The sequence below is a fragment of the Nostoc sp. genome (assembly GCF_036917815.1).
Lineage (GTDB): Bacteria > Cyanobacteriota > Cyanobacteriia > Cyanobacteriales > Nostocaceae > Nostoc.
Window position 1 is genome coordinate 32,728 of sequence record NZ_JBALEK010000098.1, and the last position, 18,045, is coordinate 50,772.

Sequence of the window (18,045 nt, forward strand, 5' to 3'; positions counted from 1 at the left end):
CCGCTTGATTATTTGAGTAGTAAATTTGGGTTTTTACCTCCTTGGAGTAACTTTGCAGCAGTAACGTGAATTCCAAACTGTTCTCCCAATTGCGCTCCCAAAGTTCCGTGAATGTATAATATTGCCACGATCGCCACGCCTGCTAATAAGTAACTCCACTGCACTTGTCTAGAAGCATCCTTGCGCCAGCGATAGCGTTGCAAACCTCTCCATACAGTCATGGCGGCGATCGCACCCAAGAGCAAAACGCCACCCAAACCATGCAAAAGCATCGTCCAACCGGTAGTTAAGCCCCAAACGCTCTTTTGATCAACTGGTGGAGTTGCTAGCAGTAGCTCAAAAAAACCAGCTGCAACGGTGAAAAAGCTGATAAAAGCGGCTCCGATGAGATTATACCAGCCGACATCAAAGAAACCAGAACGGAGGGCAGGCAGACCTAAAAATCTGAAGATTGGTTTTTCTAAAGTAAAAAACACTCCGGCAATATCAAAAATAATGGCAATAATGAACAAACCCAATGTTAGATGCACCAATTGCGGATGTATGGGAATCTCATAAGGTAATCCGTTAGCATTCAGCTTTAATCTCAACTGTTCAATGAGTTGCCAGTTCATGGTGAAATTCCCTGCTTCATCCCTTGGACAACTGGCTCAATGTGTAACCCGTACACCCAAACTAGCTTACTGCCTAGATAGACTTGCAAGCACACTAAGCAGACTAAAAAGGTTGCAGCACCCAGATAAACAGGTGGTACTTTCCGTGGGGTGCGATCGCGAATTACAAAACGCCAACCTGTAATGGCAACGACAATCGCCGCCAACGACCAACCCATCACCGTATGAAAATTTAGTGTTGGTTGGACTGCTGGGTAAATGTTCGCCAAACCTGCTTCCAACTGACCAAAAATCACTGCGAAAAAGATGGCTGCTGAGGCAACAAACATATTCCAGAAACTTACCTCAAACAAACGCACGTTGCGAGTAAAATAGCCCAGCACATCGCATACAAAGGAAAAAATCACCATTGCGATTACGAAGTGGACAATGACGGGATGTAGAGGATCGGGGTATGGTAAATCTTCCTTATTTAGAGATAGGGCATAAAAAACTTTTTCCATACTTACTGTTTTTTAGTACTTATTTTTATCAAGTTTTAAAACTCACTAAATTAACCCTAGCTTTAGTTTATATCATATCTAAACTGGTTTTTATAAAAACTAAAAAATCGTTATTTTTGATGACATTGGTTATTTGACAAGGGAGCATCTCACTTTCGGAAAAAATATCTAGCCCTGGCGAATAGGATGATGCCTCCAGCACGCCAAGGACAAATGCGGCTATAGGAGACTTTACCCACCGAACTGGGTTGACAATTTCTTGAGTCCGCGCAGGCGGAGGAGAGTTTGTGTAGCCGCGATTTCTCATCGCCAGGTATATTTGCACTCATTGAGATGCTCCCATTTGACAATAGCCTGAACCTGATTTTGAGGTAGGGGCAATTCATGAATTGCCCATACCTCAAGATACCTTAATATGGTTCTCTCATTTTGATTGTTTCACTAAAAGTTTTACCTTAATTAATCACCGATGTTGCTCTGAATATACCATAAATTTTTCTTGACATTGATCCGATCTTTCCTACCAATAAAGACATCTTATTGTCACAGGAATGACAAATAATTGAAATATCACAAAGTAATATACGATTTATCTTTCTCTAGATAGATTAGAAAAATACTAGGAATTTCTTAAGATAATCAAAAGTTTTGCTTTTTTAATCGATTTTGATCGTCTAAATTTCCCAGGTGATACTACGCCCAAAAAGCAAAAATATCATGCAAGTCTTGAGTTACTCACAACAAATACAAGTTTTAAAACTATCCAAAGGATTATGAGCTATTCCCCTTACCTGCTTAAAGGTCAAAAAGCACTTGTAACGGGTGCTAGTTCCTGACTTTTCACGTTATGTGGAAAAGTCCACCAAAAACCTAACCCCCTAACCCCCTTCCCTAGGAGGGAAGAGGGAAAATTCAAAGTCTCTCTCCTTAAAGGAAGAGAGAAATAGAAGTGAGGTTTTCCAGATGCCGTGAAAAGTCAGGTGCTAGTTCTGGCGTTGGTGAAGCGATCGCTCGCTATTTAGCTTTGTCAGGTGCAGCAGTAGCTATTAACTATCATTCGGAAGCTGAATCAGCTCAAAAAGTTGTCGATGATATCAAAACAGCTAATGGTGAAGGTTTTGCTATTCAAGCTGATGTCAGCAAAGAAGACGAAATAAAGCCAATGTTCAGCCAGACTATCCAGCAAAACGAGTGGGTGATGTGGAAGATGTCGCCAAAGCAGCAGTTTGGCTGGCTTCTGATGACTCTGATTATGTCTATGGTACAACTCTGTTTGTAGACGGTGGTATGACTTTGTATCCAGGTTTTACAGAGAATGGTTAATTGAGCGGATACAAAAAAGGATACAGAGCAACTATATTTATTTTTGAATTTGGAATTTGGAGTGAAGCGAGGCGACAATGCCGACAAAAATTACTATCGATCCTGGTTTAATAACGATCAACGATGGTTCATCTTTTCTAGTAACAGCTAGTGATGGTTCCATAGATGAAGATTTACCTCAAGGTTTTTTTGTTTGGGACACACGCCTAATTTCTTACTACGAAATTTCTCTCAATCGCTACCGACTTTCGCTGCTAGCCTCTAGCAATATCACCCATCATAATGCGCTTTACCAATTCACCAATCCGCAACTTCCTACTATCAACGGTTCCTTACCTCCTGGTAGTTTGCTTGTAACTGTTCGGCGCGACATTGTGGAAGGGATGCATGAAGATATTGATATAACTAACTATCACAGTGAAGCTGTTGAGTTTCAATTAATGCTAGCTGTGCGCTCTGATTTTGCGGACATTTTTGATGTCAAATCACAGCAAATATTAACGCGGGGTGACATAGAAACCAAATGGGAAAATGGTGTACTCAGGACTGAGTATCAGAACGGCTCTTTCTTGCGAGGTATTGTGATTGAGCCAGTTTGTGGTACTTCTGAGCCACGCTATGCCAATGGTCGTTTAATGTTTGATGTGACGATACCTCCTGGCAAGACATGGCACACTTGTATCAACTTTACAGCCTTAGCCGATGGAAAAATCTTTGAACCTCAAAATACCTGCTCTGTGCCTCACAATACAAAAGCCGGAAAGGTTAGGGATGAGTTTCTGACTAATGCCACAAAGTTGCGATCGTCGAATGCTGAGATTCAGGAATTTTATCAGCAAGCGATCGCGGATATGGGAGCGCTACGAATTGAGGTGGATGATAATGGACATCAATTTTGGATGCCTGCTGCTGGTATTCCCTGGTTTGTTGCCGTTTTTGGCCGTGACTCAATAATTGCTAGCTTACAAGCGATCGCAGTTTATCATGAATTTGCCCGTGGCACCTTACTGAAACTGGCTCAACTCCAAGCAACTGAGTTGGATGATTGGCACGATGCTCAACCGGGTAAGATGCTGCACGAACTGCGGCGTGATGAGTTAACTACATTAAACCTACTTCCATATCATCCCTACTACGGAACAGTAGATACTACCATCCTGTGGATTGTTACTTTAGCTGAAGCCTATAACTGGAACGCCGATGTCAGTATGCTTGATGAGTGTCGAGCGCCACTGGAAAATGCCCTAAATTGGATTGACAAATACGGCGACTTTGACGGCGATGGCTTTGTTGAGTATTTAACTCATTCCTCAAAAGGATTACGCAATCAAGGTTGGAAAGATTCGGGTGACGCAATAGTTTACCCAAATGGTGAGTTAGTTGAGCCGCCAATTGCTTTGTGTGAAGTCCAAGGCTATGTTTATGATGCGTGGCTAAGGGCAGCTTTAATTTATGAAGTCTGGGGAGAAAAAGAACAGGCGCAAAAGCTGCGTCAAAAAGCCGAAGAACTCTATCAACGATTTAACGATCGCTTTTGGATGGAATCTGAAGGTTTTTACTGTTTAGGATTAGACGACAAAAAGCAGCAAATTCAATCAATTTCCTCAAATCCTGGTCATCTACTCTGGTCTGCGATCGTCCCACCGGAACGAGCAAAAAAACTTGTTAACCGACTTTTCCAACCAGATATGTGGTGTGGTTGGGGTGTGCGGACACTTTCATCGGAAAATCTGGCATATAACCCGATTAGTTATCAACGGGGTAGTGTTTGGCCTCATGATAACTCGATCATCGCGGCGGGATTAAAAAACTATGGCTATCACCAAGAAGCTAACCGCATTGCTGAGGGGATTTTTGCTGCGGCTAGTTATTTTCAAGCTGGGCGAATGCCAGAATTGTTTGCCGGAATTGAACGCCAAGATGATAACTTTCCCGTCCCCTATCCAGATGCTAATATACCCCAGGCTTGGGCTGCTGGTTCAATTTTCTTACTCATTCGTACCATTTTAGGACTCAAAGCCGATGCTTCCAAACAACAGTTAAAAGTACAGCCGAATCTACCAGATTGCTTACCCGATTTAGAACTCACAAATTTGTCAGTGGGAGACGCTAGAGTGGGATTGCGCTTTTGGCGTGATGGCGAACAAACCCAATGGGAAGTTACCCATGTCGATGGTGAATTAGAAGTTTCTACATAATTATTATTTGCTCTTATGGGATCTGATTCATCTAATAAAACTATATATGCAGCGATGGGTGCTAACTTAGCGATCGCTATTACGAAATTTATCGCCGCCTCCATTACTGGCAGTTCCGCCATGATGTCTGAAGGGATTCATTCGGTGGTAGATACTGGCGATCAACTAGTACTTTTGCTGGGAATTCGCCGGAGCAAAAAACCCGCAGATGATAGCCATCCCTTTGGTTATGGTCAAGAACTTTATTTCTGGACTTTCATCGTTGCCATCCTGATCTTTGCCATTGGCGGCGGGATGTCAATTTATGAAGGAATCACTCATTTAATTAATCCTAGTCCTTTAGAAAACCCAATGTGGAATTATATTGTGTTATCTATGGCAATATTATTGGAGGGTTTTTCTTGGACTGTAGCTTTAAGAGAGTTTTTGCCGACCAAGGGTAAACAAAATTTCTGGCAAGCAATCAAAAGCAGTAAAGACCCCACAGTATTGACAATATTATTTGAGGATACTGCGGCAATTTTAGGTTTATTCGTTGCCTTAATAGGAATCTTTTTAGGACATTTATTTAATAATGTTTATTTTGATGGCATCGCCTCGATTATTATTGGTATTATCTTGGCTGTAGTAGCAGTAGTATTAGCGAGAGAGAGTAAAGGATTATTAGTTGGTGAAAGTGCCGATCCTCAAACTATAGCTAATATCCGTTCTTTGTCGAAAACCGAACCAGGAGTGAAAGAAGTTATCCGGGTACTAACAATGCAGCTTGCTCCACAGGAAGTATTACTCAATTTGGAAATTCAATTTTCTCAAAATCTCACAGGTGAGGAGATAGCATTAACTGTAGAAAGTTTAGAAGTAAAAATTAGCCAAAAACATCCTGAAATAAAACAAATTTTTATTGAAGCCAAATCATTAACTGCCGCTCGGAGATTTTCTCAAGCTTCTCAATAATTTTTTAATCACATAAATATGAACTACAGCATTTTCAAACAGTACTTAAGTAAAGGGTGGTGCGTTACGTCAGCCGTAACACACCCTACAAATACTTAGATTTTTTCACTGCTGGGCAAACCCTTCAACCCTTCTTTGGGCGATTCGTATTTCCCGCTCCTTGTTTGTGGTAGGCATCAAATAACTCATTCCAAATAAAAGGCACAATTAAATATTATCCCGCAGCCAATTTCTAAAAGCTTGAATTGCTTGGCTGCTACCAACAACTTGACTTTGCTGGACGTATTGATTTACTAGCTCAATTATCGGAATATCTGGAAAAGTCGGACTAAAATTTGACTCTACATATTTTCCATCTTGCAAGATGTTAATTTGTAAGCCTTGTTTTCCATATCGCCAAAGTTCTGGTACTCCCAAAACTTGGTAATTATCCAATTGCGTGCGAGAAGTTAAATCAATTTCTATAGCTAAATCTGGGGATGGGTCTACACTTAAATTTATGCGATTTTTACCAATAACTGCCGCTTGATTTTGAATGTAAAAACAAGTATCCGGTTCTACTCCCTGACTCATTTTTTCGTTTTTTAGGGTGGTTGAACCTAAAGCATCATAATTGATACTTAGTTCATTCAGTAAAATTTTGACTATATCGCCAATAATTTCTTTGGCTTTTTCATGTTCGGGTAAGGGAACCATAATTTCTAAAAAACCATGACTATAGGAAATTCTGGCAGCGCGATGTTCTCCTAATTCCGCCAAAATATTTTCAAATTGCTGCCAGCTAACGTCCTCAAGTAACAGTTGCTGTCCCGGTTGAATCCTCAATTGTCTTAACTCTAAAAGCATAAAGATTCATCCAACTCTTTGACTACAATATATCGACCCCGCAAGACACTAATTGCCGTATTCATCTCAAACATCGGCACAAAACGGGCAATTTCCCCAGTAGTTGTTTGTCGCCAGCATTCACTCGGCATCGGGTTGAGCCAAGTCAAATAACGCACCGACTGCTGTAACTGCTCAATCCATACCTTAGTATTATCAACCCGTTCTTGTTGACATCCTCCCCGCCGTGAACGATCGGGGATTCCAATCTAATCAAACAGACTTAACTGTATGAATTCCTGGTGGGTTGACGCTTCACAGGATGCTGCTACCTTTGCGCGAAAGTGTCCACGGGGATACTCCCCGGTGGCGCATTTCGCGATAGTCTGACGCTTTCCTCCACGTCCGTTTTGAGTTTCCGAATGTCCTCCGGCAACTTTAATATTAACTGCGGCGTTCACGTCCCTATCGTGAGTGGATTCGCAATTCAAGCAAATCCATTGACGAATTGAAAGGTCGAGCTTACCACCCCTAAATCCGCAGGATGAACAAGTTTGACTCGTTGGCTTACTATGAATAAAGAATATAGACGTGGCAAACACAGTGTTACATCGCTTAAGTCTCATTTGGTCTTCGTTACCAAGTATCGTAAAAAGATATTTGATGCCCAACGACTAGAAGTGCTGATTCAATCATTCTTTGAAGTCGCGAAAAAGATGGATTTTAGTATTCTTGAAGTTAATGGGGAAGGCGACCATGTTCATTTACTGGTTGAGTATTCTGTGTCTCAACTAGTGAACCACCTCAAGGGCGTATCTTCGAGGATCTACCGTAAACACTTTACAGACTCACCCCACGCCGAACATCTTTGGAGTCCTTCTTACTTTGCGTGTTCTGTGGGAGGAGCGCCGATTGAAGTGTTGAAGGAGTATATTAAGAATCAAAGCCGCCCGTAGCGCAGCTATTGGGCGGGGCTTGTATCCCATTCTTTTGGTCAACAATCTCAGGTGCTGCCCCCGCATAGACCTAACCCCCAGAAGGGGAGCAAGATTCAAAGCCTCTCTCCTTTTAGGAGAGAGGTCAAAGTGTATTGCATCGATTCGAGAACCGCTATAGAATGTCCGACACGCCAAGGGCGAACCTACAACACAAAACTTAGTCCACCTCTGTCGACTAAGAAAAAATAATAGTTTTTAACCTGCGGAGGCAGGTTTTGTCTGTGTAGCCGCGACTTCTAGTCGCCAGGGCTAGTAACTAACCGATCAAGCGTAAAACCATCAGAGAGCGATCTGTAACTGGTACACTTTGAGAACCCGAAACTAATTTTCCGCGATCTAAAAAGCGAGGTTCATTAGTGTCAATTACTATCTCCCATACCTTTTCTTTAAATTCATTGGGTAAAGCAAACTCAATTAACTCGTAGTGAGCGTTAAAAAATACCAGAAAACTTTCATCAATAATCCGCTCACCACGAGTCCCTGGAGTAGCAATTCCCTGACCATTCAAAAAAATCTCCATTACTTTGGCATAACTAACTAGCCACTGCTTCTCAGTCATTTCACTACCATCAGCATTAAACCAAGCAATATCATTAATACCTAAACCGTGGATGGGGCGACCTTGAAACCACTTGCGCCGTCGAAATACTGGATGCTGATGACGAAAATCAATTAGTTCACGTGTGAAATATAATAGATCCGAGTTCGCTTTTTGCAAATCCCAATGCCGCCAGGAAATCTCATTATCTTGGCAGTAAACATTATTATTTCCCTTTTGACTACAGCCAATTTCATCTCCCTCTAATAGCATGGGGACACCTTGAGATAGCATTAGGGTTGCTAAAAAGTTTCGTCGTTGTCGTTCGCGCAAACGTATTACTTCTGTATCGTCAGTTTCGCCTTCTACACCACAATTCCAGGATCTATTATGGCTTTCACCATCTCTATTTTCTTCCCCATTTGCCTGGTTATGCTTTTCGTTGTAGCTGACCAAATCATTTAATGTGAAACCATCATGAGCAGTCACGAAATTAATACTTGCATTTGGGTTGCGCCCGTTTGTTTGATATAAGTCAGGGCTACCAGTAAAACAGTAAGCAAATTGTCCTAAACTATCATCTACGCCACGCCAAAAATCTCTCACTGTATCCCGATATCTACCATTCCACTCAGACCAACGCAATGGAAAGTTCCCGACTTGATAACCTCCTTCTCCTAAATCCCAAGGTTCAGCAATGAGCTTCACATCTGCCAAAATTGGGTCTTGATGAATAATATCAAAGAAAGCTGATAGGTTATCTACCTCATATAATTCCCGTGCCAGCGCTGAAGCCAAATCAAATCGGAAGCCATCTACGTGCATTTCTGTTACCCAATAGCGCAGGCTATCCATAATTAACTTCAGAACTTGAGCATGACGCACATTCAGAGAGTTACCGCAGCCTGTAAAATCCATGTAGTAGCGAGGATTATCTTTTACCAAACGGTAATATACAGAGTTATCAATACCTCGCAAAGATAGCGTTGGCCCAAAATGATTTCCTTCGCCAGTGTGGTTGTAGACCACATCTAAAATCACTTCAATTCCAGCAAAATGTAGTGCCTTGACCATTTGCTTGAATTCAGTAACTTGTTGACCCACAGTTCCACTAGAACTATAACTAGAATAGGGGGCAAAATAGTTGATGGAATCGTAGCCCCAGTAATTCTTTAATCCTTTATCTTCTAAATGTCCAGGATGAGAGAGAAAGTGATGTACTGGCATTAACTCAACTGCTGTGATTCCTAATTGCTGTAAGTGTTGAATTGCAGCTGGATGAGCCAAACCAGCATAAGTTCCACGCAACTCTTCTGGAATACCTGGATGTAGTTTAGTAAAACCTTTGACGTGAGTTTCATAAATAACAGTTGTATGCCAAGGTGTACCAAGGAGTTGATCGTCTTCCCAATTAAAGGATTGATCAACCACAACACATTTAGGCATTATTTTGGCATCATCTAATTCAGAAAAAACTAAGTCTTTTTCCTGAGCATCTAGAGAGTAGCCAAACACAGATGGATCATTACTAAACTCACCGTCAATTGCCTTAGCATAGGGGTCAATTAATAGTTTGTTTGGATTAAATCGATGACCTACCTCTGGTGCCCACATCCCATGCACTCTAAATCCATACTTTTGACCTGGGCCAACTCCTGGTAAGTAACCATGCCAAACAAAATTGTTTTTCTCTGTCAAAGGTAAGCGAGTTTCTTGGTCATCGTTATCAAATAAACAAAGCTCTACCCCTGTTGCATTTTCCGAAAATAAAGCAAAGTTTGTCCCTTTACCATCCCAAGTTGCACCTAAAGGATATACATTCCCTGGCCATAAAGATACATACATAATGTTCTGAATAATTTATAGTAATCCGGTTTTATTTCTGAAAAAATTAAGTATTTGTCGGGTGCGTTATGACTTGAGTCTAACGCACCAAACCCTCGAAAATGGTGCCGTACTCTCGGCGATAACACACCCTACGTGTTGTTCAAAAATCAAATAGTAATCCTATAGTTTGTTTTTTTGAATAATTAGTTGAAATTTCAAGTTCCTAATAATTCAGTTAATAACACTAATATTTGAATATAGCTGAAAAATAATATTATTTGCTCTATCAGTAGTAGTATAAATCTCTATTCCTTAAGTCGGAAAAGTTGAGGCAGAGGGCAAGAGCCTGGAGAAAACTATCAAGTTAGGTTTTTAGGACTTGTGTGTACACCCTAGCCCTGCTTGCTCTTAGGGGTTCTTTGAGTTTAATAACTAATCAAGCGGTCATGATATGACTTTTGTGTACACCCTAGCCTCAAAGAAAAGAGGAATGGAGTTAAGAAGTAAAAAGTAAAAAGTAAAAAGATAATCCCCATAAATAAATTGAGGGGATTTAATAAGGACACCTTATTTCTCTCTCCGAGACGCAATCATGCGAACGCGCTGCGCCACGACGCTCGATGACTCGCTTGCCGCCGGCGCTATCGTTATAAATGTTTTTATTTCATTCCATAAATAAATTTAGTTGCTCTCAAACCATTTTTCTTTTTCTTGATGAGTGCCTTTTTACTTTTTACTTTTTACTTTTGCCTTGTTCGGTGAGGTTGCATCCAAAGGAGAATCGTTGTAGCGAATTGACCAACAGTATCATCTGAACTATGGAAATATGACAGCGTGTCTTTTGACACGATTTTACTATTACAGCAACAATGCTACTTAGTGGCTGTTTTTACTGAGTGTGAAATAGAACGTGAAAAAGTATTTTTTGTTGCTACCAGTTGCTTTACCAAGTTTACTGATAGCGTTTCCTGCCTTTGCTGACGATATTGAAATTAAGCGGAAAAACACGAATATATTATCAGATATTCCAAATTTGAGTGAAATTGAGCTACCCGCCAGTAATGCCGAATTATTAACTCAACAATCTGCACCGAGTGAAATTGATCCAGAAACAGAGCAACGTCCGAGCGATGATGTAGACATTTCTATAGAAGCGATCGCAGAACCATACAACCTACCTCAATCTACTCCAACTTACGTAATTGATCGAGAAGAAATTCAAAAGCAGGGTGCTACAAGTTTAGCCGATATTTTGAAAAGAATGCCTGGTTTTGCAATCAATGACGCAGGTCATGGTGCAGATATTCACACAGGTACATACTATCGGGGAGCCTCAATTAATCAGTCTGTATTTTTGATTAATGGCAGACCAATTAATAATAATGTTAACACTTATCATGGTGGAACCGATTTAAATAGTATTCCCGTAGAGGCGATTGAGCGAGTGGAATTATATAGCGGTACAGCTTCCGCTTTGTATGGTTCCTCAGCCTTTGGGGGAGTTGTGAATATCATCACCAAGGAAGGTTATGGTAAACCTAAATTGAGTGGTAGCGCAGAATTTGGCTCATTGAGTTTAAATAATCAACAAGTGACTTATGGTGGCTCATCTGCTAATATCAAGTACAACTTGAGCTTTGAAAGACTTTTTACAGATAACCGTTACCGTGTCCCGGTAGGTGCAGCCAATCGTGATAGTCAGGGGTTTTTATCGAATGCAGACACAGCTACAAGTACTTACTTTGCTAGCATTGGACTAGATTTAGATAAAAAAAACTCTTTAAATTTAGATGTTAGTAAACTCAGCAGTCGTCGCGGCTTAATTTATTTCGGTTTCCCTCTCCAAAGAGATAGATTAGACCATGATGGTTTAAATGTTGGCTTATCTTGGAAAACTCGGCTAGGTAATGGTGAAAGCTCTAATCTGACAACCTCGATTGGTTATAACCAAGATTATTTTAGCACCTATGGCCCGACAGGAGCATTTTACCGTACTGGAGCTTTGGATACACAACAACTTACAGCCAGAGTAGAGCATGAGTGGAAAGTTACTGCCAATAATAAATTGCGCTGGGGATTAGATTTGAAAAATACCGACTTAATCGGTGATGTTTTGAGTACAAATCCTAGTAGTATTGCCAAAAACGAAACTGAAGATCGGAGTTTGTTGAATACTGCTTTATTTGCTGTCAATACTTGGAATATTGGCGAGAACTTTCTGATAGATTTAGGGCTAAGGCAAAGCTTTGATACCCAGTTTGGAAATTATTTAAACCCTAGTGTTGGATTACGTTATGCCCTCACACCAATAGTAGCAGTGCGTGGAAGTTGGGCAGGGGGACAACGCAATCCTGGGTTAGATCAGTTGTATGTTTATGATACAGTTCATGGTTGGGAACCTAATTCTAATTTAAGACCAGAAATTGGCTCAACTTGGACTGCGGGAGTAGATGTCAATTTTTCTCAAAATCTAATTGGACAGTTTACTTACTTTGGTAGTAGTATAGGCGATCGCTTGGGAGTCATCGCCGGAAAATGGGAAAACATTGGACTAGTAGATACCAATGGTTTGGAGGCTGCATTACAATTCCAAATTGCGGCTAGCTGGTCAACTTTTCTCAACTATACTTATACAGATTCTCAAATAAAAACAGGCTCAGAGAATGGTTTACAGTTAGGCTTGATTCCCTACTCTGTACTTCAAAGTGGCGTGGGTTATCAAAATTCCGGTTGGCAGGCTAACTTGTATGTTACCTACAATAGTGGCGCTCGTAGATCCGTTTTTGCCAACTCTAATGACAAGGCTACAGATTTTGCACCGTCTTTCGTGAATTTAGATTTGAGTGGGCGTATACCTCTAACTAGCAATTTAGGACTGATAGTTTACTTAGAAAATTTACTCGGTGAGCAATATGAGCGAGTTAATCGCATATATAGCCCTGGATTTACTTTTCGTGTGGGTTTAAACGCCAACTTTTAGGTCTTAGACCTCTTGCAAAAGCTGACTTTTCACGGTATCTGGAAAACCTCTCTTCTATTTCTCTCTGCTTCTAGGCTACGGTGTACACACAAGTCGAATTACCCTCCTTATAAAGGTGGGAAACAGGAAATCTAATTCCCTCCCCTTTATAAGGGGAGGCTTAGGGTGGGGTAAAACCTTGGTTAATCAGCTATCTCAGACTTGTGTGTACACTGTATCCTTTTCGGAGAGAGACTTTGAATTTTCCCCTTGCCCGCGTCGGGAAGGGGGTTAGGGGGTTAGGTTTTTTACCAGAAGTGCTAATCAATCGGGTCTTAAATCATTAGATAATTCTACAATTCCCCTAGAGCCATCAATCCGTACACGTTGACCATCTTGCAAGATCCATGTAGCACCATGAACATCCATAACTGCGGGAATCCCATACTCACGAGCCACGATCGCACCGTGAGAAAGTCTTCCACCAGCTTCGGCAATTAATCCCCCAGCCCTTAGTAACAAGGGTGCCCAGCCGGAATCTGTGTAAGGCACTACTAGAATCGTATCTCGGTCAATGTCTGGCACATCTTGTAAATTTCGCAACACCTTCACTCTCCCTTCGGCTTGCCCGTGACTGGCTCCAATACCTTGTAAAATTTGGTCAGAGTAAAGTTCCGAGGGGGCTAAGGGGTGAGGTGGTGTATTGCCGTAGACTAAAAGAGGGACTTGAATAATCTCGCTATCTTGCCCAAATTGCGATCGCCTCAATTCCACTAACTCATCCAATTCCTCAATTAACTTGGAATCTTCACCTACAACTAAACGCCGCACTTGATCAAAGTTTAGAAAAAAGATATCGTCTATTTTCTTGAGTAAACCAGACTTTAACCAAATCTTCTCTAAGGCGACAAAACTCCAACGTAATTCAGCCAAAAGCCGGGAATAAACTTCGGTAACTCTTCCTTTAATATCCACACGCCGTTGCACAAAAGAGCGCTGGCGTTTCCTAGCAAAGATACTATTAATCGCGTCTTTCGCGCCTGATTGTGGTTCGTTACCCTGCATTAACTGCACAAACATCTGCTTGATCATTTGGGGATTTTCCCGCCAAGTGGGAACGGAGATATCAGTTCCCACTTCACTTAAATAGCCGTAATCCTGAAGCAATTCGTTAAATGCTTGGAGGATCTTTTCTCCCTCTGGGGTTTGCTTTAATTGCTCAAATACTTGCTGTGGATCAAACTCAAGCAATATTTGCTTGGCATCTGTGGCGATCGCACTGAGCGATCGCAATGCTGCAATCTCTGGAGTTACACTATTATCAATTTGCCCATCCTTCACCCGGAAAATCGCCTGTCTCAGAGCAGCACTCAAGGGTGCTAAAATGCTATAATAGGTTCCCTGACGCAGTAACTCTAAGGTAAAATCAATTCTTGCTAACAGCCTTGGCGGTTCTAAGTTATCTACATCTTCCTCTGCCAACTGCGACAACCCAGGAATGAAGCGTTTATGATAATCCTGCTTGAAGTCTTTTTCTAAACTTAATTCCCGCTTCAGCAACTTTCCTAGTCCTGGCAAATTTTCCCAGATTGACTTCCAAGACGGCTTACTTAATTTAGCTCCTCTGGTTAAAAATTCCAGACTTTCTGGCGGTAGTCCCATGCGGAGAAAAATATCTCCTAAGAGGGATGCATTAAAGTAGGCTCTCGAATACTGCAAACTTGCTGTTTCACTGAAGTCTAACCCCAAAGCGCGTTCGGCTAAAACTAAAGTAAAAAATTCTCCCCAAACTCCACAAGTTAAGGGACGATTAATTGACCATGTTAAGGGATGAATTACTCCCGGAATCACTTCGGCGGCGATTTTGCGTGTCCAGATGGGCAGTAGTGTGGTGATTGGTCGAGATTGTAACACCCAAAGGGTTTGACCGTCGTAACTCCACTCGATATCTTGAGGAGTGCCATGATAACGTTTTTCCAGTCGGTAGGCTAAGTATGCAACTTGTTTAATTAATGCTTGTGGGACTCGTCCTTGACCCTCTAATTGTATAGAGTAAGAATTTTCGGCTTCAACGACAAAAGCGCGATATTGTTCTGGTGTGACTTTTCCCGAAACGACTTGCGTCGGGCTGCCTGGAAGGGCTTCAATGATGATCGCATCACCTTGTTGGGTAATGGGATCGCGGCTGAAAGCAACGCCAGAATATACACTCTGGACTTGTTGTTGAATCAACACAGCCATTGCTGTATCATTTAAGCCGCGATCGCGCCGATATTGGACAGCAGAAGGATGATTGTAGGAAGCTTGAACTTGAGCGATCGCTGATTGTAATGCTTCTGGGCTAGTAACATTTAAAATTGTTTCATACTGCCCAGCCGCAGAAGCGTGTTCTGAATCTTCTCCGATAGCAGAGGAACGTACTACCAAAGGGGATAATTCTGATGGCTGGAGAAATTCTGTCAAGAGTTGAGGATCATCGATTGGGGCGAGTACCCACCCCTTCGGGACTGGATAACCCCAACGCTTAATTTGAGATAACGTCGCGGCCTTTTCTCCGACAATGGCAGCATCTAATTCTTCATCTAAAGAAACCATTGTGCGTTGGCGTAGCCCGTCGTAGACATCGCCGCGTAAAAATTCCAACATCGCTTGCGATTCTGTTTGTGCCTCTTGGGTTGGGAGGTTCATATCATCAGGAATTTTGGTGTAAATCCAGCCCATTAAACCAGCTAAGGCCACAGCAGCAAGTATTCTGGGAATATCGCTAATATGCAGAAGTGCCACAAACAAAGGAAAAAGCAGCAAAACCCCAAATTTGACTACCTTTCTTGATTGCAGAATTGTCAAACTAATACCTGCAAAGAAAGATACAAACATTGCTACCAGTGGATCGTGTACGATAAATCCCCAGACAACATTTGTCGTACCTGCTCCTCTCCCTATCCAATATCTACCAATTACTAGAGCAATCAGGGCAATCAATTCCCAAGAAGAGCCATCTGGGAAGAAAAAGCGGGTGAGTGAGACTGCCGCAATCCCTTTAAAAGCTTCTGACAAGACTGCCAGAATTCCGACAAATTTACCGCCATGATAGAAGGCAGCCGATACACTAATGTTTCCTGTACCAAGTTGCGATAACTGCTTCCCCTTGAGGGCGTAAGTTATCCATGAAATTAAGGGTAATCCGCCCAAGAGGGGGCAGACAATTAAAATAACTAAAACACCCCAAGGTTCAAACATTGTGGATTTTGGATTTTAGATTTAAATTTTCCATCTAAAACCTCAAATCTCAAATCTAAATTTTTTCTGAAATTTTTGATGGTTATTAGGGCGCTTTTAACAGAAAGAATTCAGAAGTCAGGAGTCAGGATTCAGAATCGATTGAATCCCCAAAGGAAAACCATTCTGGATTCTGGATTCTGGATTCTGGATTCAATTACTAGTTGCTGAAGGGACACTTGGCTAGGACGGAAACCGTTTAAGACAAGTGTCCTTCTAGGCTACTAATGGTTTTAGTTTAGCGCATAGGCAGCTTGCAGCGCCCAGATGATGAGAGCAGCGATCGATCCCAAAAGCAACACGGTAGAGATAGTGACTACTTTGGGGGAATCTGCACCCTCAAATTTCATAATTCCTCGGTTTAAGTCGGACACAGCTTTGTAATCCTCTCTTGTTGGAGCATGAAACATTTGTCCGTTTTGATTGTAGTCCTTCTATTTGCAGATGATGCTAAATTCACTTGAGGAATTTAGGAGTGGGGATGAGGGGGATGAGGAGAATAACCCATGCCCAATGCCCAATGCCCAATCCCCCAGTATCATTAAAAAGCAACTCAGTATAAGAGGGTGTGAGTAGGTGAAAATAGCACTGATTGTGATTTCGGCTGTGGTTGTGGGATTGTTTGTGGTAGTAGAGATTGGACTGCGATCGCTCTTTGGTTTTGGTAATCCTCTGATTTATATTGGCGATGAACAGATTGGTTATTTATTGGCTCCTAACCAGCGTACTCGCCGTTTTGGTAATCGCATTGAAATTAATGAATATTCTATGCGAGGTAGTCCGATAAAAAAGATACCTGCACCTTCTGGGCTGCGAGTTTTACTTTTAGGTGATTCTATCGCTAATGGTGGTTGGTGGACAGATCAGACTAATACAATATCTAGTTTGATGATGCGTTCTCTGGCATCATCCACTAGAAGTAATTATCGGGAAGTAGAAGTGCTAAATGCTTCAGCTAACTCTTGGGGTCCAAGGAACGAATTAGCTTATTTAGAGAAGTTTAGCAATTTCAACGCCCAAGTGGTAGTGTTATTAATTAATACCGATGATTTATTTGCTACTGCTCCTACCTCTTTACCAGTAGGACGCGATCGCAACTATCGAGATAGTAAACCTCCCCTAGCATTAGTGGAAGTGTGGCAGCGTTATATCGCCAAGCAAAAGCCAATTCCGGAAATGAAAGCACTAGAAAATGAACCAGGCGATCGCGTCGGGATTAATCTGGAAGCGATCGGTAAAATTCGAGCCATAACTCATCAAAGCAACAGCCAATTCCTGCTAGTTATGACTCCCTTGCTGCGAGAAATTGGTGAACCAGGCCCCCGCGATTACGAAATTAAAGCCCGTCAGCGCTTGAGCGACTTTACTAAAACACAGCAAATTAAGTATATAGACTTTTTACCGAGCTTCAATTCAAATACCAACCCCCAAGGTTTATATCACGACCACATTCACCTCAACTTGCAAGGCAATAAATTTGTCAGTGAAGTTATAGAGCGATCGCTTTTGGAAATACTAGAGGAAGTGCCACTTCGTCAGTAAATCGCAACATCCTCTTAAAGCCGAATAGCAGTGACATACTCCACACACTCCTAAGAGTGAGTGTGGGCTTCTCAATGACTCTTCTATGAAGACATTAATTGAGCTTTAAGGGCGTGTGTCCCACGCGCCTTTATATTTATACTTGCATTTAGATCACGACATAAACTGACTTTACAGTTAGGACAGTCATGAGTTCTTTGAGATAAAGTCTTTTTAACTCTAGTTCCACAGTTAGAACATTCAATACTTGTGCCATTTGGATTTATTGCAACTACTTTCAAACCAGCGTTTTCGGCTTTGACTGTAAGTATTGAAATAAATTGACTCCAAGCAGCGTCACTAACACTTTTAGCTAGTCTTTCTTTTCGTTTGAGCTAAAATAAGTCCAAAGTCTTGTCTTACCTCCTTCCCAGCCTAGAGGCTGGGAAGGAATTCCGAGAGGGCTGCTGCCTCTTGTCAAGCCAACTGAAAATTCACTTTTAATC

Annotated in this window: 15 protein-coding genes and 1 pseudogene; 7 read left to right on the top strand and 9 right to left on the bottom strand. The window is 41.7% G+C overall.

Translation table 11 applies throughout. The annotated features are described in order from the left end of the window. Nucleotides 1–8 precede the first annotated feature (8 nt). Nucleotides 9–614 (bottom strand): DUF2231 domain-containing protein, encoded by a 606-nt coding sequence (locus tag V7K97_RS29270; RefSeq protein WP_334804477.1) that lies wholly within the window; start codon nucleotides 612–614, stop codon nucleotides 9–11. Beyond that, complete coding sequence (locus V7K97_RS29275; RefSeq protein WP_334804478.1) at nucleotides 611–1,117, bottom strand: DUF2231 domain-containing protein; 507 nt, start codon at nucleotides 1,115–1,117, stop codon at nucleotides 611–613. The genes V7K97_RS29270 and V7K97_RS29275 overlap by 4 nt, the downstream gene beginning before the upstream one ends. Before the next feature lie 949 nt (nucleotides 1,118–2,066). On the opposite strand from V7K97_RS29275, the pseudogene V7K97_RS29280 reads away from it, so the two are divergent. The 4 genes and pseudogenes from V7K97_RS29280 to V7K97_RS29295 form a co-directional block, all read left to right on the top strand. After that, nucleotides 2,067–2,243: pseudogene (locus V7K97_RS29280) on the top strand (hypothetical protein); the annotation flags it as partial. A gap of 74 nt (nucleotides 2,244–2,317) precedes the next feature. Then, nucleotides 2,318–2,440, top strand: coding sequence for an SDR family oxidoreductase (locus V7K97_RS29285; protein ID WP_334804479.1), 123 nt, complete (start codon nucleotides 2,318–2,320; stop codon nucleotides 2,438–2,440). Nucleotides 2,441–2,517: 77 nt separating this feature from the next. After that, nucleotides 2,518–4,638, top strand: coding sequence for an amylo-alpha-1,6-glucosidase (locus V7K97_RS29290; RefSeq protein ID WP_334804480.1), 2,121 nt, complete (start codon nucleotides 2,518–2,520; stop codon nucleotides 4,636–4,638). Between the two features lie 15 nt (nucleotides 4,639–4,653). Further along, nucleotides 4,654–5,592 carry a cation diffusion facilitator family transporter gene (locus tag V7K97_RS29295; protein WP_334804481.1) on the top strand — a complete coding sequence of 313 codons (939 nt, stop codon included), beginning with the start codon at nucleotides 4,654–4,656 and terminating at the stop codon, nucleotides 5,590–5,592. A 207-nt stretch (nucleotides 5,593–5,799) separates the two neighbouring features. Here V7K97_RS29295 and V7K97_RS29300 read toward each other — a convergent pair whose 3' ends face one another. The 3 genes from V7K97_RS29300 to V7K97_RS29310 form a co-directional block, all read right to left on the bottom strand. Beyond that, complete coding sequence (locus tag V7K97_RS29300; protein ID WP_334804482.1) at nucleotides 5,800–6,438, bottom strand: Uma2 family endonuclease; 639 nt, start codon at nucleotides 6,436–6,438, stop codon at nucleotides 5,800–5,802. Further along, on the bottom strand, nucleotides 6,429–6,587 hold the full coding sequence (locus tag V7K97_RS29305; protein ID WP_334804483.1) for a hypothetical protein: 159 nt from the start codon (nucleotides 6,585–6,587) through the stop codon (nucleotides 6,429–6,431). Before V7K97_RS29305 ends, V7K97_RS29300 begins: the two co-directional genes overlap by 10 nt. Before the next feature lie 99 nt (nucleotides 6,588–6,686). Continuing rightward, complete coding sequence (locus tag V7K97_RS29310) at nucleotides 6,687–7,043, bottom strand: zinc ribbon domain-containing protein (protein ID WP_334804484.1); 357 nt, start codon at nucleotides 7,041–7,043, stop codon at nucleotides 6,687–6,689. Here V7K97_RS29310 and tnpA point away from each other — a divergent pair. Continuing rightward, nucleotides 6,990–7,373: an IS200/IS605 family transposase gene (gene tnpA / locus V7K97_RS29315; RefSeq protein ID WP_334804485.1), complete on the top strand. Its 384-nt coding sequence runs from the start codon at nucleotides 6,990–6,992 to the stop codon at nucleotides 7,371–7,373. The genes V7K97_RS29310 and tnpA overlap by 54 nt on opposite strands. Nucleotides 7,374–7,671: 298 nt before the next feature. On the opposite strand, the gene glgX is transcribed toward tnpA, so the two are convergent. Further along, complete coding sequence (gene glgX / locus V7K97_RS29320; protein ID WP_334804486.1) at nucleotides 7,672–9,798, bottom strand: glycogen debranching protein GlgX; 2,127 nt, start codon at nucleotides 9,796–9,798, stop codon at nucleotides 7,672–7,674. A gap of 892 nt (nucleotides 9,799–10,690) precedes the next feature. On the opposite strand from glgX, the gene V7K97_RS29325 reads away from it, so the two are divergent. After that, entirely contained in the window at nucleotides 10,691–12,760 is a 2,070-nt protein-coding gene (locus V7K97_RS29325; RefSeq protein ID WP_334804487.1) for a TonB-dependent receptor plug domain-containing protein, read from the top strand. A gap of 303 nt (nucleotides 12,761–13,063) precedes the next feature. On the opposite strand, the gene V7K97_RS29330 is transcribed toward V7K97_RS29325, so the two are convergent. Next, nucleotides 13,064–15,979 carry a glycerol-3-phosphate acyltransferase gene (locus V7K97_RS29330; RefSeq protein ID WP_334804488.1) on the bottom strand — a complete coding sequence of 972 codons (2,916 nt, stop codon included), beginning with the start codon at nucleotides 15,977–15,979 and terminating at the stop codon, nucleotides 13,064–13,066. A gap of 272 nt (nucleotides 15,980–16,251) precedes the next feature. Next, a complete protein-coding gene (locus V7K97_RS29335) occupies nucleotides 16,252–16,428 on the bottom strand; it encodes a hypothetical protein (protein ID WP_334804539.1) in 177 nt (58 codons plus the stop codon). 166 nt (nucleotides 16,429–16,594) lie between these two features. Here V7K97_RS29335 and V7K97_RS29340 point away from each other — a divergent pair, with 166 nt between their 5' ends. Continuing rightward, entirely contained in the window at nucleotides 16,595–17,560 is a 966-nt protein-coding gene (locus V7K97_RS29340; RefSeq protein WP_334804489.1) for an SGNH/GDSL hydrolase family protein, read from the top strand. A gap of 83 nt (nucleotides 17,561–17,643) precedes the next feature. On the opposite strand, the gene V7K97_RS29345 is transcribed toward V7K97_RS29340, so the two are convergent. Continuing rightward, complete coding sequence (locus V7K97_RS29345; RefSeq protein ID WP_334804490.1) at nucleotides 17,644–17,841, bottom strand: transposase; 198 nt, start codon at nucleotides 17,839–17,841, stop codon at nucleotides 17,644–17,646. Nucleotides 17,842–18,045 lie beyond the last annotated feature (204 nt).